The 26385-nt window shown below is 46.3% G+C and carries 15 protein-coding genes; 1 reads left to right on the top strand and 14 read right to left on the bottom strand.

The features are described 5' to 3' along the window. The 7 genes from A7Z29_RS14075 to A7Z29_RS14045 all read right to left on the bottom strand — a co-directional run. Nucleotides 1–1319, bottom strand: a 1319-nt coding sequence (locus A7Z29_RS14075) for a tetratricopeptide repeat protein (protein WP_157944804.1), incomplete at its 3' end; no start/stop codon positions are given. A gap of 112 nt (nt 1320–1431) precedes the next feature. Beyond that, on the bottom strand, nt 1432–3732 hold the full coding sequence (gene bcsB / locus A7Z29_RS14070; protein ID WP_459251560.1) for a cellulose biosynthesis cyclic di-GMP-binding regulatory protein BcsB: 2301 nt from the start codon (nt 3730–3732) through the stop codon (nt 1432–1434). A gap of 65 nt (nt 3733–3797) precedes the next feature. Continuing rightward, nucleotides 3798–5912: a UDP-forming cellulose synthase catalytic subunit gene (gene bcsA / locus A7Z29_RS14065; RefSeq protein WP_105290389.1), complete on the bottom strand. Its 2115-nt coding sequence runs from the start codon at nt 5910–5912 to the stop codon at nt 3798–3800. 84 nt (nt 5913–5996) lie between these two features. Beyond that, complete coding sequence (locus A7Z29_RS14060) at nt 5997–7337, bottom strand: GGDEF domain-containing protein (RefSeq protein ID WP_105290388.1); 1341 nt, start codon at nt 7335–7337, stop codon at nt 5997–5999. A 4-nt stretch (nt 7338–7341) separates the two neighbouring features. Beyond that, nucleotides 7342–9690 carry a sensor domain-containing phosphodiesterase gene (locus A7Z29_RS14055; protein ID WP_105290387.1) on the bottom strand — a complete coding sequence of 783 codons (2349 nt, stop codon included), beginning with the start codon at nt 9688–9690 and terminating at the stop codon, nt 7342–7344. A 1099-nt stretch (nt 9691–10789) separates the two neighbouring features. Further along, the gene (locus A7Z29_RS14050; protein WP_000918532.1) at nt 10790–12220 is read right to left on the bottom strand and encodes an APC family permease; all 1431 of its coding nucleotides are present in this window, start codon (nt 12218–12220) and stop codon (nt 10790–10792) included. A 207-nt stretch (nt 12221–12427) separates the two neighbouring features. Next, nucleotides 12428–13576, bottom strand: a complete 1149-nt coding sequence (locus A7Z29_RS14045) for an MFS transporter (protein WP_000109306.1) — start codon at nt 13574–13576, stop codon at nt 12428–12430. Nucleotides 13577–13890: 314 nt separating this feature from the next. Between A7Z29_RS14045 and ycaC the strand changes: the two genes are divergently transcribed. After that, on the top strand, nt 13891–14517 hold the full coding sequence (gene ycaC, locus A7Z29_RS14040; RefSeq protein ID WP_000165876.1) for an isochorismate family cysteine hydrolase YcaC: 627 nt from the start codon (nt 13891–13893) through the stop codon (nt 14515–14517). Between the two features lie 36 nt (nt 14518–14553). On the opposite strand, the gene A7Z29_RS14035 is transcribed toward ycaC, so the two are convergent. The 7 genes from A7Z29_RS14035 to ftsK all read right to left on the bottom strand — a co-directional run bounded on the left by A7Z29_RS14035 (nt 14554) and on the right by ftsK (nt 26292). Continuing rightward, nucleotides 14554–15417, bottom strand: a complete 864-nt coding sequence (locus tag A7Z29_RS14035; protein WP_105290386.1) for a dimethyl sulfoxide reductase anchor subunit family protein — start codon at nt 15415–15417, stop codon at nt 14554–14556. A 1-nt stretch (nt 15418) separates the two neighbouring features. Next, nucleotides 15419–16036 carry a dimethylsulfoxide reductase iron-sulfur subunit DmsB gene (dmsB, locus tag A7Z29_RS14030; protein WP_000213098.1) on the bottom strand — a complete coding sequence of 206 codons (618 nt, stop codon included), beginning with the start codon at nt 16034–16036 and terminating at the stop codon, nt 15419–15421. A gap of 10 nt (nt 16037–16046) precedes the next feature. Next, a complete protein-coding gene (gene dmsA / locus A7Z29_RS14025; protein WP_000850275.1) occupies nt 16047–18491 on the bottom strand; it encodes a dimethylsulfoxide reductase subunit A in 2445 nt (814 codons plus the stop codon). A 237-nt stretch (nt 18492–18728) separates the two neighbouring features. Then, a complete protein-coding gene (gene serS, locus A7Z29_RS14020) occupies nt 18729–20021 on the bottom strand; it encodes a serine--tRNA ligase (RefSeq protein ID WP_000886683.1) in 1293 nt (430 codons plus the stop codon). Between the two features lie 90 nt (nt 20022–20111). Next, nucleotides 20112–21455: a replication-associated recombination protein RarA gene (gene rarA / locus A7Z29_RS14015; protein ID WP_085460577.1), complete on the bottom strand. Its 1344-nt coding sequence runs from the start codon at nt 21453–21455 to the stop codon at nt 20112–20114. 10 nt (nt 21456–21465) lie between these two features. Then, complete coding sequence (gene lolA, locus A7Z29_RS14010; RefSeq protein WP_105290385.1) at nt 21466–22077, bottom strand: outer membrane lipoprotein chaperone LolA; 612 nt, start codon at nt 22075–22077, stop codon at nt 21466–21468. A 153-nt stretch (nt 22078–22230) separates the two neighbouring features. After that, nucleotides 22231–26292 (bottom strand): DNA translocase FtsK, encoded by a 4062-nt coding sequence (gene ftsK / locus A7Z29_RS14005; RefSeq protein ID WP_105290384.1) that lies wholly within the window; start codon nt 26290–26292, stop codon nt 22231–22233. Between the last annotated feature and the right edge of the window lie 93 nt (nt 26293–26385).

The raw sequence follows: 26385 nt of genomic DNA, 5'->3' as shown, positions 1-26385 counted from the left end.
CTGTTCCACTGCGCGCGCGGCAGGCTGTTGATATGCGCCAGCGCGGCTCTGTCCTGGTCGTGACCGGAAAGATACAGCCCGTAAGCGTAAACCTGCTCCGGATCGTTCGGCTTCTGTTGCGCCAGATTGCGCATTAACGTATCGGCCTGGCTGCGTTGTCCGGCCTGCCAGAGATCCTGCGAAAGCCGGTAAGTAATCCACACACTGCCGGGATCGAGCGCCAGTCGCTGACGCTGAAGTGCTGCCGCCTGCGCCCATTTCCCCTGATTTTCCAGTGCCTCCGCCTGCTGTGATAAGCGGTCGTTTTGCAGGCTGCGTTCGATATCATCAATGCTGCGCCGCTGGCTGGCAGAGAGCGAGGCGATAAACGCTTCGGCTTTTTCCGGCGACTGCCGGCGATAAAGATTCGCCAGCCCGCGCACGGCGTTGGTGTTGCCGCTGTCCATGCGCAGCGTCTGCTGATAATAACGTTCGGCGGCGGGGTAATCTTTGCGCGCCATCGCCACATCGCCCAGCCCCAGCACCGCATAGCTGTCGGCGTTATCGACATTGCGCGCCTGCTGGAACAGGCGTTCTGCCCGGTCGGGATTATTGGCTTTCAGCGCAGCATCGCCCTGCTGGATCGCCAGCCAGTAGCGATTCACCTTCAGCAGACTGTTCCATTTGTCGTTGTTGCTGTTGTGCGGATCCAGCGCGAGGGCTTTTTCCAGATTCGCCACCGCATTAGCACGATCGCCATTCTGGGAATACGCCTGCCCCAGCGCCCCAAATATGGCACCAGAGTCAGGATTATCAATATTAAGTATTTTCAACTGACGAATCGCTTCGTTGCGACGGGAGGCAATTTGCGTCATTGCCCCCCAGTATTCCAGCGCCATTTCGATATCTGGCGGTGCCCCGTTAAATAGCTTGTCGTAACTGTCGATAGCCTCTTTATGTCGCCCGGAGATAGCTTGTAAGCGTGCCATTTGCAGTGCCTGACGCCCCTCAGGCGAAGAAAGTCGCATGGCCGTGCGCGAAGCTTTATATATTTTTGAATCAGGAGCGAGCAGGGAAAGTCTGGCAAGTTGTTTTTGCGCGCCTTCAATATCCCCCTTACGCAGCAGATAGCGAAAACGCGCCGCAACGACATCTGGATTATCAGGTTCCGCCAATTCAAGACGATAAAGCGACTGTTCGACCAGATCTTCACGATGAATGTCTTCGCCTAACCGAATCTGCGCCATTAACAGCTTGTGTGCAGTTGGTGTGGCTTTCGCCATCGACATTACCGCCAAACCAAGGGATATTGTGAGTAAATTTAGGGTGAATTTGTACATGCCTGCCTCAATCAGGTGTTAACTCACTTTTTATTAAAAACAGAACGGGCGCAGCTCCCTGCCTGTATAAAGTCAGGACAGAATGGAGCCGCAAAATAGAAATGATGATGAATTACTGTTGATGAGGGTTCAGACGACGGCGACTAATGTTACGTAACAGACGCCATACTACCCACGCTAATAGCACCACACTGAGAGTTGCCAGGACTGCCAGTAGAATGGGATGTCTGGCTAACACATATTGCACTCGTTCAATCCAGGGGAGATGCCCAACGTAATAAGTATCTCCAACCTGTAAACTATTGACGCCAGATTCGCGAATAACCGCGACTGAACCAAAAATATTGCCGCGTTTTGTACTATTAATTAACGCATTGTTGAGTAGCGTATCGCCGCGTGATCCCTCGGACATTAAAGCAATTACGCTACGTTGGGCATGATATGGGGACTGAAAACCAACTATCGCCGCCATTGGCAATGGGGAATTTATAGTTGTTTGTATTTCAGGTTTTTGATCGTTTTTATCTGCCATAATTTTTGCGTAATCAGTGTTCCGCATTGGGCTTTTTACCCAACTCGTTGTTGCCTCAATGAGCAGATTAATTTGCTGATTGTCTGCAAATTCTTGCGGAAGTGTTCCTATAAGTAGAATATCTGAATCCTTGCCCTGAACAGAAACTATATCATCAGTAATTGTCAGATTAATTGCCGGAAATCCAGTTTGAGCACCAATCAGTCCAAGGGTATTTAATAATGTTTCAACTTGCGTTGTACCAGGATTTTCAGGCATAACCACAACCGTTTCTGATAGATCGGCCATGCGGCTAAATGGAAAGCCTGAGCTGGCAAAAGCGCGTAAATCTGGCATTGCGATAAAGTGATGGTACTTTGAAAAATCGATAGTGGAATCATCTGCAATAACCGCATGATTTTTTAGAGGCCTGGAAATAATACAGCTATCAGCATCAGAACGCGGCATTGTATTAATGTACTCAAAATTAAATCGCAATTGATTAAGCGCCCCCAACGTCAGCGCAGGAATGGTAATTCCATTATTACCATCCAACAATTCTTGCAATAACGGTAAACGTAACAACAATCTATCGGTAGCAGATTGCGGACTTAGCCGGAAAGATTCAAGGTACTGGTTATTAAGGCTGACATCCATGCGTGAACCACCTATCGTTGGCGTGGTATAGCGATAGTTAATCTTCATATCAACCCCACGATTACGCAATAGAAAAAGATCAGGGGGCAAATTAAATGAAACATTAATTGCCGCAGACTCCAGGCCACTTGCCTGTAACTGCCCTTCATAATTTTTAAGCTCTGCGAAAGTTACAGGACGGTCAGTGCGTACCCAGTTTGGCGCATCATAAGGTTTACGCGGCAGTAACGGCGTCACTTCATTTACGATCACACTATCGCCGCGAAATAGTATATTTCCTTGAGCAAGGCCTTTTGCCGCCTGTAATAAATCTTTGTCATCGCGGCCAAAAAGCACCAGCAATTTGATAAAAGGATTTTGTGGATGACTGATCATTTTAATAACAGGCGCATTCACCAACGGATGCTCGCGCAGAAAGTCCGGGCGTCTATTGTTAGTGGCAAAGACCACTGCATTACTTTCCGGTAACTGGTTATAGAAAACCGGAAATCGGTGACCACGCCAGCCAGATTGCGAACCAAACCACGAAGCGACAATAGCTGATGCCTGCTGCAAACCAGTCTCAGGAGTACCGGCAAAAACCATCGGCAATGTATTAGTGCGGTTATCTCGCGGGTCAAAAAACGGTACAGGAAAATATGAAAGATCATTTTTCAGATTAAGTCTCTGAAATACCAGTTCAAGTTCACTGGTACGTCCAATATCAAGCCACAAATTGCTGCTGGTCGGGTTTTCACAGGCGCTCTGGTAGTGACTAATTAATTCGAGGCGCAAGCGATTAAAATCAGAAAAATACAATGGGTTAAGAGTTATTTCCGCCAGCGTTTTCTTTCCCAGTTGTTCTTTGGTAATCGGCAATACCCCCATCAACTCGTCATTAAGATAGACCTTAAGCTGTGACTGGACAGGGATCAGCGACGGTGATGGTGTGTATTCAAGTTTTAGTTTCGCTTCTGATACTATTTCATCGCTACGCATACCAAACTCAATTTGCCCCTGTGGGTTAACGCCATTCAGGACTATGTTTCCTGGAGCTGGTGCGATTTGTGTAAATGGGAGTTTAAAATGGCGAGACGACTCTTTCGCATAAGCAGAGATATTTGTCTTCTGGATAGATGGTAATACTTCTCCAGAGGAAGACTTACTGATTACTGTATCTGTAGCCGATGCTGTATTTGCCTGGTAAAAACATAATAACCCCAAGCCTATTATCGCAGCACTTAATCTCAAAAATTTTCTTTCCATTTTAAAAAATTCAACAACCATAATAAACACAAACAATATATTTAATTAGCAGTCAGAAATTAGAACTAACTTTTGGAACTGCTTTTCAGCGTCCGCAGAATATAAAAAACCATATTGCAATAACCTTTCAGAGAGATGAAACATATTTCAAAAAAACTCTTTAGAATATTGTCCCGTCTAATTTTATTATTCCACTCTTGCCATAATGAATCACGAGAAAACGTTGCCCTTACATAATTAACACTTTGTTCATAACTCATTGGCATAATCTTCAGACCAATTTTATTATTGTAAGCATGAACTATTTCTACCGGAATATCACATTTCCCGTTGCTATCATCCAGATAAAGAGACAATTGCTGTGCTTTAAGCATATCTTTTACGTCGGAGATATTATCAAGGATTACACCTAATCCTCCTTCGGAAAAATCAAGAACAGAACAAGGATAGCGCCGTCCATCATCCAGTTGTATAACGCCCTTGAAAGAAACATCAATACGGGGAGAAAAACGCACCTGCTTTTGTTCAATAGAAACAGCCAAAGTTGCGCCAATAATAATTGCATTATAAAACAACCAGATTAAACAAAACAAATTCAAGATGGCAATATGCCCTTGCAAACTATAAACATTAATAACACCTATTATCAGCCCGATTACATTTAAAATAGCAAAAATAAGATAGGGATAGGAAATTCGCCAGTCAACAAACTTATTTTTTATCAGTCCCCCTTTGGCCGTAACGTTAAAACGACCTTTTGCTGGCGCAAGTAAAGCTACAAGCGTTGGTAGCGTAATATACCAGGCCAGAACCATTTCATAAATCTCATTCCAGAATGAATGTCTGTATTTACCTTGTACTCTTGAATTAGTTAAAATAATAACAAATAGATAAGGTAAAACATAAGACATAATATCTGCAACTGATGCATCGATCAGATTGACCGAAAAGAAAATAGGACATAACGGTGCGAACAAGAAAATCAGTCGTGGCACACCTGATAAAAAATGCATCATGCTGCTGAGATAGCAAAGGCGCTGTGATAATGTCAGCCCCTTGCCCAATAATGGATTGTCAATACGCAAGATTTGAATCATGCCTCGAGCCCACCGAATCCGTTGTCCAATATGAGCAGACAATGTTTCGGTGGCTAGCCCGGCAGCCAGAGGATAGCGAAGATACGCAGAGCTATAACCTGCACGATGCAAGCGTAACGACGTATGCGCATCTTCTGTTACTGTTTCGACTGCAATGCCTCCAACCTCATCCAGAGCAGATCTACGGATGATTGCACATGAACCACAAAAAAATGAAGCATTCCATGTATCCGTACCATTCTGGATTAATCCATAAAAAAGGTGTCCTTCATTTGGCTTTTGCCGGAACTGTCCCAAATTTCGCTCAAAAGGATCGGGGGAAAAAAAATGATGTGGTGTTTGCAACATAGATAATTTTTTATCGGCGATAAACCAGCCCATCGTTTTCTTTAAAAAAGAAACCGAGGGTATATGATCGCAATCGAAAATAGCAACAAATTCGCCATTAGCTATTTTAAGCGCATTATTTATATTTCCGGCCTTAGCATGTTCATGTGTTTCTCTTGCGACATAGTAAATTCCTGACTCGTTCGCGAATTTCCTGAACTCGTCCCTGGCGCCATCATCAAGGAGCCAGATATTTAATTTATCCGTTGGCCAGTCTAAGGCCAACGCACCATAAACTGTATTCTTCACGACTGTAAAGGGTTCGTTATATGTGGGGATTAATATATCAACAACGGGCCATTCTTCTTTATTCTCTGGTAAGGGTATACTTTCTCGGTTCAGCGGGAAGCAAACCTGAAAGTAACCAAGTAATAAAACAAACCATGCATACGTCTCAGCAACTAATAGCGTGACTGAAAATAAACAGTCTGGAAATTCATCCAGAATTACTGAAGAAGAGTAACGCCACCATAGATATCGGGATGATATGAGTATTCCAACACCCATTAGAATCAGAGTAATCATCCTTCCTTTGAGAAAATTAAGGAAGATAGCAGCGATACAAATAATAATTGAAAATAATGTTTGTTGATAAAATCCAAAGGGCTGTTCAACAATTGATAAAAAAACAAAACATAGCAGTATAGCAACAACCAAAAGGATTTTGTTTAATATTACTTTATTTTTTATGAGCATTGCACTTAACGATTCATTAATAATATAACTTGAACTGTGTGATTTTTATAAACATCGATGACCAATGCCATGCAAATTAAAATATCAACACCACGTTATCTGTGCTCGGCCATTTTGCTTACTTTTATATAACCGTTCATCTGCCAGCAATTTCAACCGTTCAATGTTATTCATGCACTCATCTGTGCTGGCAACACCTATACTGCAACTACAATTTAACCCACCAATGGCGAAATGAACAACTCTGTACAAAATTCTTGATAGCTTATTTTTATCTTTCTCATAATAAATAATAGCAAACTCATCACCGCCAAACCGGTATATTTCCCCTTCACGACGGGGTAACTCTTCTTTAATGATATTAACAAGTTTGATGAGTACTTCATCACCAAATAAATGACCAAACTTATCATTAATGGTTTTAAATTTATCCACATCAAATAGACACAGGTAGCCAAAACTTTTTCTCAGCATCTTGATTTCTTTATCAAAACTCCGGCGACCAGAAGCCCTGGTTAATGCATCACAAGTGCCAAAGTCATATATCTCTCGAATTGCATTAATCTCTTCCGTATTAAAGAATAGATTTTCTCCACGTAAATCATATTGATGATTCGACAATATAGATTCTTTTTCCAATCTACCCTTATTTATAATATCACGCAATAATTTAACATAATAAACATACATTATGACTGCAGATATTGCCGACGCAAAAACGAAAAACGCACATATATATAGATATTTACTTTTTTTATAGGCAACAATAAACATCATTTCTGGAAGATAAGAATACGACAGAGTGATAGCTGACATCTCAAATACTGCATCATTTATCAAAAAATCATCACCTGCGATTTTCTTTTCATTATCATTAATATCATAAAATGATACATAGATATCTTCTCGTTCCCCTGATTGATTTCTTATCAAAGATAAATAACGTTCAGGATCTACCACTGATATCAAACTTGTACGTTTTGCAATGGGATGAGCATAATAAACATAGCACTTATTTTTTAAGCTAATAATGCCTCTTTCAAATTCATTAATTACCCGAATAGAGGAAACTATGTCGTCACAAAAATTATCCCCTTTCGTTGTGACTTTGATACATTTACCATCGCTAATCATATAAGGACCGAGATCATACAAATATCCAGGGTTTTCATAGCCAGCAAAGCTATTGCGTATTTTTTTTAACAACTCTTCTGGCGAAACCTCAAGTTCATAAAATATATTATTAGATACTGAGCGGCGATACTCAGAAACATTAGCTATTGCAAGCCCACTATCTACAATAGATACCTTCACCGAATTTATACGGTCTTTAACATGAATGGTGTACAAATAACAAGTTACTACAGCGACGCACAAAAAATACAAAAAACAGATCACTGCCGCCTTTTTTTTATATTTGAACATTGCTTTATTTTCTTTTTTTCGGTTTGTTGTCTATATGCCATTCTGAAAACGGTAACGGTTTCTGGTATAAGTATCCCTGAACATGAGAAAATCCTAATTTTTGCAACTCTCTAGCCTGACTTTCAGTTTCAACACCTTCAGCTATTACCGGCATATTTTCTTCACGAGCAAGATTGGATATAAAATATACAACCTTGTTAGTTTCATCGAAAATACCAGAGGTAAACTCTGAATCAATTTTAATGCTATCAGGTCTTACTTTATAAAGTTTTTTCAGGTCAGCTAATCCACTTCCGAAATCATCAAGGGAAATCTTGATACCATTTTCTTTTAAAATATTTATATTATTGTAAAAGCTATCATTTATATCTTTTACTGCTGATTCGGTGATCTCCAGGCAGATTTGTTCAGCATTTACACCAAATGCATTAATTAAAGTAAGAACACGAGTGTGGAAGTCAAATTCATTTAATTGCCAGGGAGAAACATTGATATGCAGGAGAAAATCGTTAGCAACCTCATATTCACAACTAAACACCCCAAATTCGCTAATAGCTGTTTCGAGAACAAAATCACCCAGTTCTTTAATTAATCCTATTTCTTCAGCAACAGGTACAAAAATTGATGGCGGTATTACCCCATTTTCGCAGGACAACCAGCGACATAACGCCTCCGCGCCTACAACCCTATTATTATCCATATCAACAATCGGTTGATATACTAAATAAAGCTCATTACTCGCAATCGCTTTTTTTATATTTCCTGCCACCCAGACCTTTTGATCAAGTTCATGGACTTTGATGTCATCATAAAAAATAAATTCAGATTCTTTATTTTCCCGCATAGCTGTTAATGCCAGTTTCAGTTTCCTTTCATAAATCGATACATTTTCCCCTGAAAATTTTTCGCAAATGGCAATCTTGTGGATATATATATTTCTTATGCAAAATATATGTTCAGGAAAGTTTAAAACCGATAATTTTTCGATGAACTCTTCGCAATCAGTGTGACATAGCAACAAGTATGTTTCAGTTGATATTTTTACGATATCACAATATTTTGAATATTTTTGTGATATCTTAGATTTTATATCATTAAAAATTTCATGAAATTTCTGACTCCCATATACCGCTTCAACAAACTCTAATCCATAGATGCAAAGCATACCAATTGCCAAATAGGTTTTATTATTAGTTTCAATAATAGCCTTATTAATATAAAAGCAACTTCCTTGTTCATAGGACACAAGATTAAGTAATCGGTCCATACGCTCCTTGTATTTATCGCTGATATTATTAATAATTTTTTTGAGTTCAACAATCTCACCACTGTCATTTTGCACAATATCAATTGTGTCGTTGCGATATACTGAATTAGCTAATTTTTTCAGATGTTCTATCAGTTTGCTGGATTCACCTTTGATTTTTCTTGTTATTTTTTCAACGATATACCATAATAAACAGAAACAAACCAAGCCACATAAAAACATCAGTGTAAAATATTTATTGATGTTTGTATCTTCTGATTTTTGATAGTGGAAATAATGGAATCTGACATCAGGAAGCCTGGGGAGTGAGATAACATTGTCTGTATAGTTGCCACTATTATTGCTTATGTTATAACTTCCCGATAAATCACGGACAATAAGATGTAACATTGATTTTTCATTACCCACCATAATCCTTTTGTTTTGTTCCATGAATAAAATATCAGAATCACCACCCAGTTTATTTAAAAAATTACTGAAATATTTTTCATCAACATCCAGATGTATTAACTTCAAAGCAAATGAATTTTTTTCTTCTTCGGATGGTCGTAGTGAAAACGAAAAACATTTTTTTCCGGCAATACCATAACAATTATACCATGGTGACCATTTTGAATAAGTCCCCCTCGGTAATTTATTCCATGGGCGTGATTCCGGATTAAAGTAGTTATCGCTGATATCACCATCGTCACCAATAAAAGGTTTACCGGGTTCTGATTGCCCCAGAAATTTTACCTCCCCATTCTCAGTTCGAATAAAGCTAAGATATTTTCCATTATTGAGCATTATCCCTACCAAATTAACCGCGTCTATTTTTTTCATGCGATGAAGGACTGCTCGCTTTATTTCATCTTCATCATGTAACAGATAGATTGCATCTTTTAATGCATCAGCCTCTTTTTCAACTTTAGAAAAAAAATTATTCAAATTGTTATTGATGAGTATAAGGTTAATCTGTGCAGAGTTTTCTGCTATTTTTTTATGGAAATCAATTGCGGTAATAAATGACAAGACAATATAGACAGTAACAGCTAATATAACCGCAGTGTTAAATCTTGAGTTTAATTTTTCGGTAATGCTATACATACTGGTGTTCTGACTAAAATGTTATCAATAGCTTTAATATAAGATCGTATAAAGTTCTGTATATTAGCCGATGTTACCCTCCTCTTTATGACTTTCTTAATTTCATTATTCCCATATAACAAATATGTCATGATGAGAAGATTAATTTTTTCTTAATTTCCACAAGTGATTATCATGCTTCTTATTTTAACCAGAACAATATTGTTATATGTAACACTCATTTTGTATCTTTCACCCACGCTACCGCCTTTCGTTAATTTTTCAACGAAATAATTTAGCCATGAAAAAATTAACTTATAACAACACAGCTACTACATCCTGCTGAGTCGTGGCTTCTACTCTATAACTATCCAAAAGTGTTATTAGTATCTATTGTGAGTAATCCTTTCTGTTTATTTATCTTTTTTGAGACATGTGTAATACAGCTCTCTGAGCCAAAAATATATTAATTAATAACCTTAAGGAAGGTTCAGTCAGAAAGTGGGCATCAAAATTTCACTGCCAGTGACTGTAATTTGTCCATCACCCTAACAGATAAATATTTTCAGGAATACGCGTTTGATAAAACAATAGATGCAACATCAGAGCACTATTTTATTTATAAAAAAAAGACTGTGAACTACACCAGGTATGAGCGGATTCTGTCGGGAGATGATTTTTGTCAGATTAAAACACTATAAAATTTCATTTTATCAGAATATTACACCGATAAATCAATATACCATCTGCATATCCAAACAATAACCGCAATCATTCTCAGCAAATTTAACCATAATTAGCAACGTGCGAATTCATTGATGCAGATCAAAAAATCCGAGTTTACATTACCAATCTTTGTTGAAAATTTAGCCGTAAAAATCATGTTATTACTATGCGCAAGAGTTTACTCCAGAGCCCAAAATAATAACTTGCAAAATAACCAATAATTAAAACTATCACCATATCTAAAAATAATGGTCTCCGATAACTAAAATTCGTATTATCACGGTAGCGTTGATTTTCTTTCATCTCTTAAGAAAAACTTAACTTTTGCCTTATCAGGCCTGATCTAATTTTAGTCTATTTGATATCATAGCCCCGGCGAACCGGGGCATGATGACTATTTTGTATTCGCTTTACGTGCAAGCAGCGGGAATATCAGCCCCAGTCCAACGAGGACAAATGGCGTAGTAATGTTCAGTGCCAATTGGAATGTCCACTCTGCAGTGAAGGCTTCCATTTTAGGGAAAATTCCTGTCAGGCAGGCAAAAGCGGTAAAGGCAAAACACCATATCCCGACGGTCATTGCCATCGGCTTATTACGAATAAAGACATACTCTGGTTTATATTTCTGCGCCAGGCGAACGACAGCAATAAACGCAACAAATACCCACAAATAACGCAGCGGCATCACTACCGAGTTAAGATTCAACAGCCATTTATAGAGATTGTTCATATCACCGATGCCGAGAGTCGGTAGCATAATCAGGATCGCCACCAGCACCAGAGTCAGAAAATAACCATTAACCGGCGTACCAGAAGCGTTGGTACGACATAAACTGGCAGGAATATATTTGCTGTCAGCATCGCCTAATAACACTTTAAGCGGTGCATCAATCGAAAACACCAGTGCGGCAACTTGCCCCAACGTGTTCGCAATGGCATAAATCACCATTAAGGTATTACCCATATTGTAATACTCCCCCAGCTTCTGGAAGGCGTAATACTGACCGTTAGTCATCAAATCATCGGGAATATTGCGCGAGTCAAACATCATCCCCATCGCCAGTGAGCCGAGAATCGCACATACTGCTACCATGCCCGCCAGACACAACATCCCTTTTGGAAATTCTTTTCCTGGGTTGCGTGTTTGGTTAACGTAAGGAGAAATCTTCTCAGCACCACCAACCGCAAAAACCAGCATTGAAATGGTGGTAATGTAGGTGAAATCGATATGTGGTATGAATGTTTCCCAGGTAATATTAGTAGTCGCAATATGCACTTCAGTAATCGCAGGCGCGGTTACCGCCATCGCCACATAGAGGAGCGACATGACAAACATCGCAATCCCTGCCACTGAACCAACAATTTTCAGTGACTTCATGCCTCGGGAGGCAACCCACATAAAGAAGATAAACAGCACCAGCGTTAACCCCTGTAACGCTACGACCGAATATTCTTTGATTAACGAACCATCGCCTTTCATCGCCCAACCGAGCGCGATCAGTATTGCCTGTGGTTTTTGTGCCAAATAAGGAATATGCACCACCCAGTAGGTCCATGCTGCAAGGTAAGCCAGCCCTGGCCCCATGGTATGTTTAATCCAGGTACTAACGCCCCCTCTCCCGTCTTTAAAGGTCGAACCTAACTGACCGACAATCAGGGCATAAGGTGTGAAATAGAGCGCAAAAATAAATACCCATGAAAAAACAACCACCAGTCCCTGGTTGGCATAGTTATTTACAACGTTGCCAAAGCCCCAAACGGTAATAAATGACATCAAAGCAATGTTGTACCATCGCAACTGTTTTTCCTGAACGTTTCCAGCCATAGTTCGATCCTTCGCCAATATTTAATGGATATTTAGAAAACGAGGAATTATGCGCGGCAAACAAGACGTGCGGAAATAGCGGAATGCAAAATTATAACCTGCTGCACACTTTATTTTTTAACGAATAAAATTTGCTAAAAAATAGTTGTACAGCGGAAACAAAAAACAGAGTGCGAAACAGCCAGTTCACACTCTGCACTCATTCATTTACACGTGAGCAACGGGTTTTGGTGTATGACCGGCGTTGCGAAGCAGCATGAGTAAATAAATAAACGACACACTGGCGATCATGATAAACAGCAGATTATCAGAGAAATTCTGCATTAACATGGCAGTAAAAGACGGGCCAAGCAGACTACCGACGGTATAACTTAACAATAACGCCTGATTCATTGCCACCAGCTGATGATGTTCAACTTTCTCGCAAGCCCAGGCCATCGCCACCGGATAGAGCGTAAAACCGGCTGCACCGAGGATGAACAACGCAGGTGCCATTGCCGCCTGACTTAACATCGCAATACTACCGAGAATGACGACAAATACCTGAACGCGCAGTACCAGCAGGCGACCAAATTTATCTGCCAGACGACCAATTGGCCATTGCCCAAGGATACCAGCACTAACCAGAACCGCCATCCAGAAGCCAATGCTGGCGTTGCTAATCCCTTTATGATTGAGGTACAGCGGCATCAGACCATACAAAGAACCCAGAACGATTCCCGAGATAATACAGCCGTTCACGCCAAGCCGCGCCTGACGAAGTTTTAGCATTGACGTAATTGGCGTCGAAGCATGGTTCTCAGCCTGCTGATTCACGATACGAGTAAACAGCAGCGGCAAGATCCCTGCCAGGGTCAACCCTGTAGCCCACGGCAATACGCTCATCAACTCGGTTGAAACTTTACTGAGCAGTAACTGGCCTAAAAACGTCCCCACATAATAAACCATCATATAGGCGGCAAGTAACCGCCCACGGTTACGTGACGTACCGCTGCACATCAGCGCGCTTTCTACCACCACCCAAATCATGGCGCAACCAACGCCTGCGACGAAACGCCAGGCTAACCAGCTCCAGAAACCAATCATCAAGCCAAGCCCGGCACAACCCGCAGCAAAAATAAAGGAAGCAAGGTAATAGCTGCGATTAAACCCAAAGCGTTTAATGACATACCCTGTCAGTAAAGTACCAACCAGGTTGCCGGTAAAATAAGACGAACTGACGACGCCGACCTGCCATGTGGGCAAGTGTACCTGGGCGAGCCATAGCGGCACGAGTGTATTTAACACCGCGATCGCCAGAGTCAACAAAAGTAGGCCAGACAGCAAAAGCATGACAGGCCGGGTATACGTGGACATGAATGAAAACCGTGAGGAAGTTCAAATTTCATGCGCATCATGCCACCGCCAAAAACATTGTCAATGGGTGAAAATACGTACATAACGCAGCGGCTGTATTATCGATTTATATTACTCATTCATAACACTAATAACGAAAAGATAATCAGTCTCATCTAATTGTTTTTATTGATCTAACATAACGTTCATATGTTTAGTTCAGTCGAAAAATTTCATGGTCACTGCAAACCTGAATTTCCCGTCTATGCTTTCAGGGCAACGCATCGCGTCTGAACGATTTCAGGCGTACCACTGACTCTCGAAAGGAGAAGAGAATGACCAAACCGTATGTTCGTCTCGATAAAAATGATGCTGCTGTTTTGTTAGTTGATCACCAGGCCGGTTTACTTTCCCTCGTGCGGGATATTGAACCTGACAAATTTAAAAATAACGTGCTGGCGCTGGGTGACTTAGCCAAATATTTCAATCTACCCACCATTCTTACTACCAGTTTTGAAACCGGTCCTAACGGCCCATTAGTCCCTGAACTGAAAGCACAGTTCCCGGATGCACCGTATATTGCCCGTCCGGGAAATATTAACGCCTGGGATAACGAAGATTTTGTTAAAGCGGTCAAGGCGACAGGTAAAAAGCAGTTGATTATCGCCGGAGTGGTCACCGAAGTTTGCGTAGCATTCCCGGCGCTTTCGGCGATTGAAGAAGGTTTCGATGTCTTTGTGGTGACTGACGCGTCAGGAACCTTTAACGAAATTACCCGGCATTCGGCATGGGATCGTATGTCACAAGCAGGGGCACAATTGATGACGTGGTTTGGTGTCGCCTGCGAACTGCACCGTGACTGGCGCAACGATATCGAAGGTCTGGCGACGCTGTTCTCTAACCACATTCCTGATTATCGTAATTTGATGACCAGTTATGACACCTTAACGAAACAGAAATAAAAGAAAACCGGGGCCGAGACCCCGGTTATAAACATCTTAGCTAGCAACGGCCATCCCCACAGTCATATGCAACCCGTAGAACACGCCACGCCCGATTAATTCACCAGCCAAAAGCAGGATGAATGACACGGAAAGCAGCGATACAGCAGGCTGAGAACCTTTTAACTGAGGTACAATCCACAAGCACAGTGCCACGGCGATAAGCACAATCCGCCAGGCCATCAGCGCACCATAATCCGGCACCAACGCCGCTGCCTGTTGTACAGAAGAGTGAATCGTAGCGAGTTCAGCCCCCTGCATCACAGACATTACGCCGCTCACCACCAGCGCCAGCACTGAAATGGCCGGAAGTAAACGCATCACCCAACCATTAACCCCCGCCAGACGCAGTAACAAATATCCCAGCAGCGGGCCTCCCATAAACATAGTCAGGAAGAAGCCCATCGGTGTCCAGATGCTGTACCAGGTCGGTACGGTATCGATGCTGTTATAAACTCGCACCATCATCCAGACAAACACCACGCCGAGAATCATCGTCACCACCAGCCACAGCATGCGTAATGCCGGTGACAGTTTTTTCAGCACTGCCAACAACCAGCCGATGCCACCTACGGCAAAAAAGATCGAACCACTGGCGATTTCATTACTCAATGCCGAAGAGCCAACCCGGTTGAGTGAGTTAAAGGCGCGCATAGGTGAGCCAAGGTGAAGCATTGAGGCGATAAAGCCAATGCCCATCAGTACCCACAAGCCAAACATACAGGTAATCACCCGCTGTTGGGTATCAGCCCTAAGTTCGCCTTTCAACAAGGCAAATGCCAGAACGATAAAACCGCCCACGACGCACTGCCCGAAGACCGTGAAGATCATCAACGGCCATTCATGCCATCCACTTCCCATCTCACACCTCCTTCGGATTTGCCAGATAGCCAGTGGTATCCCCGGTTGGGCGGCTGTTGGCGTTAGGTTTGATCACAATATTCGGTTTGGTAAAGTGCGCTCGTGGCAATGGCGCAACAGCCGCCAGATCACCATGTTTTTTACGCAGCTCGTCGATAGGGCCAAAATCCAGCGCCCGCAGCGGACAAGATTCAACGCAGATCGGCTTTTTACCTTCCGCGACACGGTCATAGCAACCATCGCATTTGGTCATATGCCCTTTGGTTTCGTTATACTGCGGTGCGCCATACGGGCAAGCCATATGGCAGTAACGACAGCCGATGCACACATCTTCATCAACAACGACAAAACCATCTTCACGTTTATGCATCGCACCGCTCGGGCAGACTTTGGTACACGCCGGATCTTCGCAGTGATTGCACGAAATCGAGAGATAGTAGGCAAATACGTTCTGATGCCAGACACCGTTATCCTCCTGCCAGTCGCCACCAGCATATTCATAAATGCGGCGGAAGCTGACTTCAGGCGTCAAATCTTTGTAGTCTTTACAAGCCAGTTCGCAGGTTTTGCAACCGGTGCAACGGCTGGAATCAATAAAAAATCCATACTGGGTTGTCATCGGTTACTCCTTACACCTTTTCAACCTGAACAAGGTTTGTATGCGACGGATTCCCCTTGGCGAGAGGAGACGGACGTTGAGTGGTCAGTACGTTGATACAACCGCCCTTATCGACACGTTTTGCATCCGGGTCATACCAGGCGCCTTCGCCCAGTGCGACCACGCCCGGCATCATTCGTGGCGTCACTTTCGCCTCAATATGAACTTCACCACGATCGTTAAAGATCCTGACCTTATCGCCGTTGCTGATACCACGTTTTTGCGCATCAAGCGGGTTGATCCACATCTCCTGGCGGCAAGCCGCTTTCAGCACGTCTACGTTGCCGTAGGTGGAGTGAACGCGAGATTTATAGTGGAAACCTGTAAGTTGCAGCGGATACTGTTTGTTCAGCGGATCCTGATAACTTTCAAAACCTGGCGTATAGATCGGCAGTGGATCGATCACATCGCCTTCCGGCAATTCCCAGGTAGCGGCAATGTCAGCCAGCGCCTGGGAATAGATCTCAATTTTGCCTGATGGCGTGGTCAGTGGATTAGCCTGCGGATCTTCACGGAAGGCTTTATAAGCAACGTGATGCCCTTGTGGGTCGCGCTTTTTAAAGATCCCCTGCTGGCGGAACTCTTCAAAGGTAGGCAACTCAGGAATCGCTTCCCGCGACTGGGCATACAGATGGCGCATCCACTCTTCCTGAGTACGACCTTCAGTAAACTGTTGCTCAACGCCAAGACGTTTTGCCAGTTCGCTGGTCATCTCATAGATGGTCTTACATTCAAAGCGCGGTTTAATCACCTGGTCGTTGAAAATCACATAAGACATATTCCCGCAGGATGCATCCAGCGCAAAGTCCATCTGTTCGGAAGCGGTGCAGTCCGGCAGCAGGATGTCAGCGTATTTCGCGGATGATGTCATGTGGCAGTCGATAACCACAATCAGCTCGCACTTCTTATCATCCTGAAGGATTTCATGGGTGCGGTTAATTTCTGAATGCTGGTTAATCAGGCAGTTACCGGCATAGTTCCAGATCATCTTGATCGGCACATCCAGCTTATCTTTCCCGCGAACCCCATCACGCAGCGCCGTCATTTCCGGGCCTCGTTCAATGGCATCGGTCCACATAAACATGGATATGCTGGTCTGGATCGGATTTTCGAGAGTCGGCATACGGACAAACGGTAAACTGTATGAACCTTCGCGCGCGCCGCTGTTCCCTCCATTGATACCAACGTTACCGGTCAGAATCGCCAGCATCGAGATAGCACGGGTTGCGATTTCACCATTAGCGTGACGCTGCGGCCCCCACCCCTGGCTGATAAACGCCGGTTTGGTACTGCCGATTTCACGAGCCAGTTTGATGATTTTATCTGCCGGAACACCGGTGATTTGCGATGCCCATTCCGGCGTTTTGGCAACGCCGTCTGCCCCTTCACCCAGAATATAGGCTTTGTAGTGGCCATTTTTCGGCGCACTGGCTGGCAGGGTTTTCTCGTCGTAGCCAACGCAATATTTATCGAGGAATTCCTGATCAACCAGATTTTCGGTGATCATGACGTACGCCAGACCGTTAACCAGTGCGGCATCTGTTCCCGGACGAATTGGGATCCACTCATCTTCACGGCCGGCACCGGTGTCGGTATAGCGCGGATCGATGATGATCATGCGAGCATTTGATTTCTGACGTGCCTGTTCAAGGTAATAAGTTACCCCGCCGCCGCTCATTCGCGTTTCGCCCGGGTTATTACCAAACAGCACCACCAGCTTACTGTTTTCGATATCTGACGGGCTGTTACCATCCGCCCAGCCGCCATAGGTATAGTTCAGACCTTCTGCAATTTGCGCGGAGGAATAATCACCATAATGGTTCAGATAACCGCCGCAGCAGTTCATCAGGCGTGCGACCAGGGTATTTCCCGGTGGCCAGGAACGGGTCATGGTGCCGCCCAGCGTACCTGTACCATAGTTCAGATAGATGGATTCATTACCGTACTCTTTAATCAGGCGCTGCATATTGGTCGCGATAATGTCGTAGGCTTCTTCCCAGCTAATACGCTCGAATTTGCCTTCACCGCGCGCCCCGACGCGTTTCATCGGATATTTCAGGCGGTCTGGGTTATAAACGCGGCGACGCATGGAACGTCCACGCAAACAGGCGCGTACCTGGTGCAGGCCATCGTAATTGTCATCACCGGTATTATCTGTTTCGACGTATTTGATTTCACCGTCCACAACATGCATTCGCAGTGGGCAGCGGCTACCGCAGTTAACTGTACATGCGCTCCAGATAACCTTCTCGTCAGAATTTGCCGCAATGGCGTTATCGACAGCGTGCGCTATTCGACTAAAAGGTAATGTTAATGCACTGCTGGCCATCGCCAGGCCACCGATCGCTGTCGTTTTAACCAAACCACGGCGACTCACCTCAGCAGCCAATACCGCATCAGGGATTTTCGTTTTCATAATGGCTCACTCAAGCTTGCTCACGATTAATTCCAGTAACAAACCGTATTGTGTAATTATTTTTATAGCTGGCGCTATATAGGTTTGTATACATCGAATGATTTGAAAATCAACAGGATAGGTAGATTTTCACTCGTAAGTAGTATTGCGCTTAAGTAACGAGTAATTATTGTTTGGTATCAAAGGGAGACAAAAAAAGCGCCCGCAGGCGCTTTTTAGATTCAGAAAAATTGGGTATTAGCCAATATATTCCAGTCCGTTCATATATGGACGCAAAACTTCTGGTACTTCAATACGACCATCGGCCTGCTGATAGTTTTCCATTACCGCAACCAGCGTGCGACCAACAGCCAGCCCGGAACCGTTCAGGGTATGAACCAGACGGGTTTTCTTGTCAGACTTGCTGCGGCAGCGTGCCTGCATACGACGCGCCTGGAAATCCCAGACGTTAGAGCAGGAAGAAATTTCGCGGTAGGTGTTCTGCGCCGGGATCCATACTTCCAGGTCGTAAGTTTTGCACGCGCCAAAGCCCATGTCACCAGTGCAAAGGATGATTTTACGGTACGGCAGACCCAGCAGTTGCAGGACTTTCTCCGCATGACCGGTCATCTCTTCCAGCGCCGCCATAGAGTCTTCCGGGCGCACGATCTGAACCATTTCAACTTTGTCGAACTGGTGCATACGGATCAGACCACGGGTATCACGACCATAAGAACCGGCTTCAGAACGGAAGCATGGCGTATGGGCGGTCATCTTAATCGGCAGGTCATCTTCATCAATGATTTCACCGCGAACCAGGTTGGTCAGAGGAACTTCTGCCGTTGGGATCAGCGCGTAGTTACTGGTGTCTGCTTCTTCTTCCAGCGGACGGGTATGGAACAGGTCGCCAGCAAATTTCGGCAACTGACCTGTACCGTAAAGCGTATCCTGGTTAACCAGATACGGGACATAGTTTTCACTATAGCCATGCTGCTCGGTATGCAGATCCAGCATAAACTGCGACAATGCGCGGTGCATACGTGCGATCTGCCCTTTCATCACCACAAAGCGCGAACCGGTCAGCTTAACCGCTGCTGCAAAGTCGAGGCCAGAGTGCATTTCACCCAGCGTCACGTGGTCACGAACTTCAAAGTCAAACTCACGCGGGGTGCCCCAGCGGCTGACTTCAACGTTGTCATTTTCGTCTTTACCCACCGGCACTTCATCTGCAGGCAGGTTAGGGATTGTCAGCGCGATATCGCGAATTTCAGCCTGTAAAGCATCCAGCTCGGCTTTTGCTGCATCCAGCTCTTCGCCCAGTTTGTTCACTTCCAGACGTAAAGGCTCGATATCTTCCCCGCGCGCTTTCGCCTGGCCAATGGATTTCGATCGGGAGTTACGCTCCGCTTGCAGGTTTTCCGTTTTGACCTGCAATACTTTACGACGCTCTTCAAGAGCGCCCAGCTTATCTACATCCAGCTTAAAGCCCCGGCGTGCCAGTTTTTCAGCGACTGCGTCTGGCTCATTACGCAGCAGATTGGGATCGAGCATGCTTATCCTGTGCTTATCGAATTAAATGGGAGATGTGGCCACAGCCTGCGACCACAGGGATACAGTAACAACATTACCGCAACGATAACATTAACGGTAGCGTTTTATGGGGCTATTTTGATCCTGTTCAGCCAGCCAGGCGAGCTTTTCGCCAATCTTGCCTTCCAGCCCCCTGTTTGTCGGGAAATAATAGCGTGTTTGTGCTATTTCCGGTGGGAAGTAAACCTCTCCGGCCGCATAAGCGTTTGCTTCATCATGAGCGTAACGATATTCCTGCCCGTAGCCCATTTCCTTCATTAATTTCGTCGGCGCATTACGCAAATGAACCGGCACGTCATAATCCGGACGTTCGCGAGCATCGGCCAGCGCGGCTTTAAACGCCGTATACACAGCGTTGCTTTTCGGTGCGCAGGCCAGGTAAACAATCGCCTGGGCAATGGCGCGTTCGCCTTCTGCCGGACCAACACGGGTAAAGCAATCCCATGCAGCAATCGCTACCTGCATCGCACGTGGGTCAGCATTGCCGACGTCTTCCGACGCTATCGCCAGACAGCGACGCGCGACATATAACGGATCACCACCAGCAGTAATAATTCGCGCATACCAGTACAACGCCGCATCAGGTGCGCTGCCACGCACAGATTTATGCAGTGCGGAAATCAGATCGTAAAAGCGATCGCCTTTGTTATCGAAGCGGGCGCTACGCTCACCGGCGATTTCCGTCAGTAATTCGGGCTTCAGGACACGTTTGCCACTGCCATCGACTTCGGCCATATCCGCCATCATTTCCAGCGTATTTAACGCCCGACGCGCGTCACCATTCACCAGTTCAGCAATCGCACGGCGTGTTTCATCTGGCAGAACAATATCCTGCCCGCCATAGCCGCGCGTTTTGTCTTCCATCGCCTGAGTAAGTACTCGCTCAATATCCTCGGTCGTCAATGATTTCAGCAGATAGACGCGGGCACGTGAAAGCAGCGCCGAATTAAGCTCAAACGAGGGGTTTTCAGTCGTCGCGCCAATGAAAGTGATGGTGCCATCTTCAATATGCGGTAGAAACGCATCCTGCTGGCTCTTGTTGAAGCGATGCACTTCGTCAACAAACAGAATGGTGCGGCGTCCGGCGTTGCGGTTCTGCCGCGCGCGCTCGATCGCCTCGCGAATCTCTTTCACACCAGAAGTAACGGCAGAAATACGTTCCACATCAGCGTTTGCGTAGCGGGCGATCACTTCAGCAAGGGTCGTTTTACCCGTACCCGGCGGCCCCCAGAGGATCATTGAATGCAGGTGCCCGGCTTCGATAGCGCGCGGCAACGGCTTCCCCGCAGCCAGCAAATGTTGCTGACCGATATACTGTGCTAAATTTTCTGGCCGCATACGCGCGGCCAGAGGTTGAAAAGTATTATCCGAAAAATCGAGCGACAGATTGCTCACTCAGGTGCCTCTACTTACGTTGGTCATCTACCGTTACGCCTTGCGGCGGGGTGAAGGTAAATTTCGCTGCATCCACAACGCCATTTTGCTGGGATTTCAGTTGATAACTGCTGCGCTGATCGTCCTGCTCCACCGCGCTAAACTGATGGATTGTGCCGTCACGCCCCACGTTGATGGTGAACTGCTTCAGGTTGCCATTGCTGGATTTCGGCGTGAGGACAAAGTCATCGCCATTCTGTTTGATATTGTACTGCTGCCAGTCGCTGGACTGGTTGCGGGCAATCAGCATAAACGGCGTATTACCGGTAGCATCTTTCAGCCAGGTTGCCGTAGCCTGCTCAACGAACGGGTTATAGAACCACAGTGTTTTACCGTCAGAAACCAGGATGCTTTCATCAGGTTGAGTCATATGCCAGTTGAACAAGTTAGGACGTTTCACCCACAGATCGCCCTGACCTTCCTGCACCGCCGCGCCGCTACCGTCAGTCACTTTTTGCGTGAAGCTGGCGTGGAAGCTGCTGACTTTATCCAGGCGGCTTTTCAGATCGCTTGCGGCATCAGCCCAAACACTGGACGCCACTAAACTTGAGAGTAATGCACAGGTGATGGCAATTTTTTTCATCATTGTTCCTCAAATTACGTCACTCCCAAACGGGAGTTCCCTCTACTCTATTCCAGGCTAATAATCAGCTTGAGGAAAGAAGAAAATACTGAATTTTCAGTTGATAGAGTGCCGAATGCGACGCTATTGCGTCTTATCCGGCCTACACATCCATTAGTCAAACGGCGGTGGGGCCAGCACTTCACGATTACCGTTGTGCCCCTGTTCGCTGACGATCCCCTGCGCTTCCATCTGTTCGATAATACGCGCCGCACGGTTATAACCAATGCGGAACTGACGCTGTACGCCTGAAATTGACGCTTTGCGTTTTTCAGTGACAAACTGCACCGCCTGATCGAACAACGGATCCAGTTCTTCAGCGCCATCGAAACCGCCCGCGCCACCTTCGCTTTCACTGTCGGAGGTGATGCCATCAACATACTGTGGGCGACCACGCGCTTTCCAGTCCTGCACCACGGCATGAACTTCCTGATCCCGAACAAAGGCACCATGAACACGTACCGGCATGGTGGAGTTCGGCCCGGAGTAGAGCATATCCCCCATGCCCAGTAACGATTCGGCACCAGCCTGATCGAGAATGGTTCGTGAGTCAATTTTACTGGATACCGTAAAGGCGATACGGGTCGGAATATTCGCTTTAATCAGACCTGTAATAACATCAACTGATGGACGTTGCGTTGCCAGTACGAGGTGGATACCTGCGGCACGGGCTTTTTGCGCCAGACGTGCAATCAGCTCTTCCACTTTTTTACCCACCGTCATCATCAGGTCGGCAAATTCATCGACCAGAACAACAATATAAGGCTCTTTTTTCAGCACCGGATGCTGAGCATCCATACTGTCGCCCGGTTTCCAGTACGGATCTGGTATTGGGCGCATCATACGGTCAGCTTCAGCAATTTTTTCGTTATAACCCGCCAGGTTACGCACACCCAGCGCAGACATCAGTTTATAACGACGCTCCATTTCGTTGACGCACCAGCGTAAAGCGTTGGCAGCATCTTTCATGTCGGTCACGACTTCCGTTAGCAGATGCGGAATACCTTCATATACCGAAAGCTCCAGCATTTTCGGGTCGATCATGATGAAACGCACATCTTCCGGCTGCGCTTTATAGAGCATACTCAGGATCATGGCGTTCACACCGACTGACTTACCGGAGCCGGTAGTGCCCGCAACCAACAAATGCGGCATTTTTGCCAGATCGGCAACGACCGGATCGCCAGCGATATCTTTACCCAGCACTATCGTTAATGGCGATGGGTTATCGCGGAACTTAGCGTTGTCCAGCACTTCGCGCAGGTAAACGGTTTGGCGTTTTTTGTTGGGTAACTCCAGACCTACGTAAGGTTTACCCGGAATAACTTCAACGACACGAACCGCCACGGTTGATAGCGAACGAGCGAGGTCACGTGATAAATTAGAAATACGCGCCGCTTTTACGCCCGGTGCCAGATTCAGCTCAAAGCGGGTGATAACTGGCCCCGGAGAATAATTGACGACATCGGCTTTAATGCGGAAATCAGCCAGACGCGCCTCTACCAGACGCGCCATTTGCTCAAGCGCAAAGGTATCTACGGGTTCCACTTCGCTCGGCGGCGGCGTCAGCAAATCCAGAGAAGGCAGCGGCGTCGTCGGTTTGTGTAGTGGACGACTGTCGCCATTGCGCATTAACAGCGGATGAAGCAGGGTATCCTGCGGCTGCGGCGCTACCGGTTGCTGCGGCTGCTGATATTGCGGCTGTGGCGCTACCGGTTGTTGCGGCTGTTGATAGTGCTGCTGCGGTGCTACCGGTTGTTGCGGCTGTTGATACTGCGGCTGTGGCGCTACCGGTTGTTGCGGCTGTTGATACTGCGGCTGTGGCGCTACCGGTTGTTGCGGCTGCTGATATTGCGGCTGTGGCGCTACCGGTTGCTGCGGCTGCTGAACAGGTTCAACAATTGGCGTAAACAGCGGTTCGTGTGGACCATCATCCACTAACGCTTTCATCGGTGAAAATTCGAAATCATCCAGCGAGAACGGATTCGCCCCAGCCGGTTGTTCACCGGAATAACGCTGCTGCTGAGTCTGGGCAAACTGACGAGCCAGCTCAGCCTCTGCCGCAGCATCTGCATCTTCCGCGTTCACTGGCACATCATGTTGATATTGCTCGCCATAGCGTTGCTGCTGCGTCTGGGCGAACTGACGAGCCAGTTCATCCTGCTGCATCGCATCGATTTCATCATCGTTATACTGCCCGCCAGCATCGTACTGGTTGCGCTGGGCTTCACGAGCCTTCTCTTCCGCTGCACGCTGTGAGGGCAGCTTAATGCCATATGACGCCAGTTCACGACGTGTTGGTACGCGGATACGCTTCGGTCGAGGTAACTGCGGGCCAATGCCCTCTTTCACTTGCGGACGCGGCGCACCGCTATTTGCCAGGCTGAAAACAGGCGCAGCAACCGTCGCTGCGGCTCCCGTCGCCAGGGTCGCTTTTTTCACGCCCGATGCCAGCGGTGAAACAGCGGCAGCGGCTTCTACTGGAGGTACTGCTGCAACAGAAGTTGCTTTCAGCGAAGATTTGATCGGTTCTGGTTCTTTAACCGGTTCAGGAATCGGTTGATACCAGGCCGCAAGTTGTTCACGTTCACGGGCACGCTTCTCTTCCACTTCTTCAAAATAGTAAAGCGGCGGACGCGCAGGCTTTGTCTCTTCTACAACAGGCTCAGGTGTCGCGACAGGCTGCTGTTCAACAGGTTGCGGCTGTTGGTACAACGGCTCCTGAACGGCTGGCTGCTGATAAGTTTGCTCAGTCTGGTATGTAGACTGTGGAGCAAAAGCGGATTGCTGCTCTTCGGCTTGCCAGGCGTTACCAGCCACCGGCTGTTCTGGTGCAGGGGCATAATACGGCTGTTGAACAGGTTGTTCCGCAGCAGGCGCGTAAGATGGTTGCTGAACAGCTTGTTCAGGGGCGTAGTAAGGTTGCTGAACCGGTTGTTCCGCAGCAGGCGTATAGTACGACTGCTGTGGCGGTACAGGCTGTTGCAGCGGCTCATTATATTGCACCGCAGGCTGCGAATATTGTGGCTGCTGTGGGTAACCTTCCGCTGCAGGAGCAATAACCGGCTCGCCCGTTTGCGGCTCCGGTACAGGCTGCCAGGCAACAGTAGGTTGCGCAGGTGGAACATCAACAGAGGCAACAGGCGGCGTCTGAGTAACAGGTTCAACCGGCGCGGCCCAGCTTTGCGTCGCCGTGGTTGCAGCCGCTGCGGCAGCAACAGGCTCGGTAATCGGCGCACCATTTAATAAAGGATCGTATTCGTCATACTCTGGCTGCGTTGCACGATTGCCCGAAAACAGGACGTCATCAGGATCGGCTGCTACGCCGCGCGCAGTGTAGGTAACATCGTCTTCATCATCCATCCGCTTGCCGGAGAATAACGCAGCGTCTGTTTGCCGCCCCATCGGATTAATGAATTTTTCCGCCAGGCGTTTACGACGCGCTAGCGCGCCGCGAAGAATACGGGCACGGCGCGATTCATGCTGTTTGCCGTGATTTTCATCTTCATACTCTTCGTCGTCTTCATACTCATCTTCATCGACCCAGGTATCATCGCGACGGGTGCGATTACTGGCGAAGGTGAGAATGTTTAAAATCCAGCCGCCCAGTTTTTCGGCAATAGTCACCCAGGACCAACCGGTAAACAGCGTCAGGCCAGCTGCCCAGACGCAAAGCAGCGCAATAGTTCCCCCACTGCTGTGTAGCAGAGGCTGCAACGTGGTGCTTAATAAACTACCGATTACGCCACCAGAGGCAAAATACCAGATATCGTCGGCGTTAATGGCTGCCAGACCACAGGAGGTAAGGATGAGCGCCAGCACGCCAATAATACGTAACGAAACGGCAAAATAATCAATGTATTCGTCGCTGGCCTGATGACGCCACGCAAACCAACAGCCACCGACAATGATGACGGGGATGGTGTAAGCCATCACGCCAAAAATGAAGAACAGGGTATCGGCCAGCCACGCACCAGGAGCCCCACCTAAATTATGGATAGGCTCATGCCAGGCCGTTTGCGACCAGCTAGGATCCGAAGGGTTAAAACTCAATAAAGCTGCCATCAACCAGACGGCAAACAGGACAATAAGAATCAGCAACGCCTCCAGAAGTCGGCGCCCGCTGCTTAACTTTGTCAATGTGACTTCTTTGTCTTCAGTGTATTCCTGGCTCAAGAAAGGCTCTCCAGGTTACAGGCTTTTCCTGCCCGATGCTAAAACGGACAACAGTACCAGGTTACCCCAGTACTGTTGCTGTATGGATTAACA

Origin of the sequence: Escherichia sp. MOD1-EC6842 (assembly GCF_002965705.1) — a bacterium.
Classification (GTDB): Bacteria; Pseudomonadota; Gammaproteobacteria; order Enterobacterales; family Enterobacteriaceae; genus Escherichia; species Escherichia ruysiae.
Note: the sequence above shows the minus strand (reverse complement) of the source record. Positions and strands in the feature narration are given on the sequence as shown.

Coding starts and splice junctions, on each gene's coding strand:
- lolA (WP_105290385.1), bottom strand. CDS start 22,077: ATGAAAAAAATTGCCATCACCTGTGCATTACTCTCAAGTTTAGTGGCG.
- A7Z29_RS14060 (WP_105290388.1), bottom strand. CDS start 7,337: ATGTTCAAATATAAAAAAAAGGCGGCAGTGATCTGTTTTTTGTATTTT.
- A7Z29_RS14055 (WP_105290387.1), bottom strand. CDS start 9,690: ATGTATAGCATTACCGAAAAATTAAACTCAAGATTTAACACTGCGGTT.
- dmsB (WP_000213098.1), bottom strand. CDS start 16,036: ATGACAACCCAGTATGGATTTTTTATTGATTCCAGCCGTTGCACCGGT.
- ycaC (WP_000165876.1), top strand. CDS start 13,891: ATGACCAAACCGTATGTTCGTCTCGATAAAAATGATGCTGCTGTTTTG.
- bcsA (WP_105290389.1), bottom strand. CDS start 5,912: ATGCTCATAAAAAATAAAGTAATATTAAACAAAATCCTTTTGGTTGTT.
- A7Z29_RS14050 (WP_000918532.1), bottom strand. CDS start 12,220: ATGGCTGGAAACGTTCAGGAAAAACAGTTGCGATGGTACAACATTGCT.
- A7Z29_RS14035 (WP_105290386.1), bottom strand. CDS start 15,417: ATGGGAAGTGGATGGCATGAATGGCCGTTGATGATCTTCACGGTCTTC.
- serS (WP_000886683.1), bottom strand. CDS start 20,021: ATGCTCGATCCCAATCTGCTGCGTAATGAGCCAGACGCAGTCGCTGAA.
- A7Z29_RS14045 (WP_000109306.1), bottom strand. CDS start 13,576: ATGTCCACGTATACCCGGCCTGTCATGCTTTTGCTGTCTGGCCTACTT.
- dmsA (WP_000850275.1), bottom strand. CDS start 18,491: ATGAAAACGAAAATCCCTGATGCGGTATTGGCTGCTGAGGTGAGTCGC.
- bcsB (WP_459251560.1), bottom strand. CDS start 3,732: ATGGAAAGAAAATTTTTGAGATTAAGTGCTGCGATAATAGGCTTGGGG.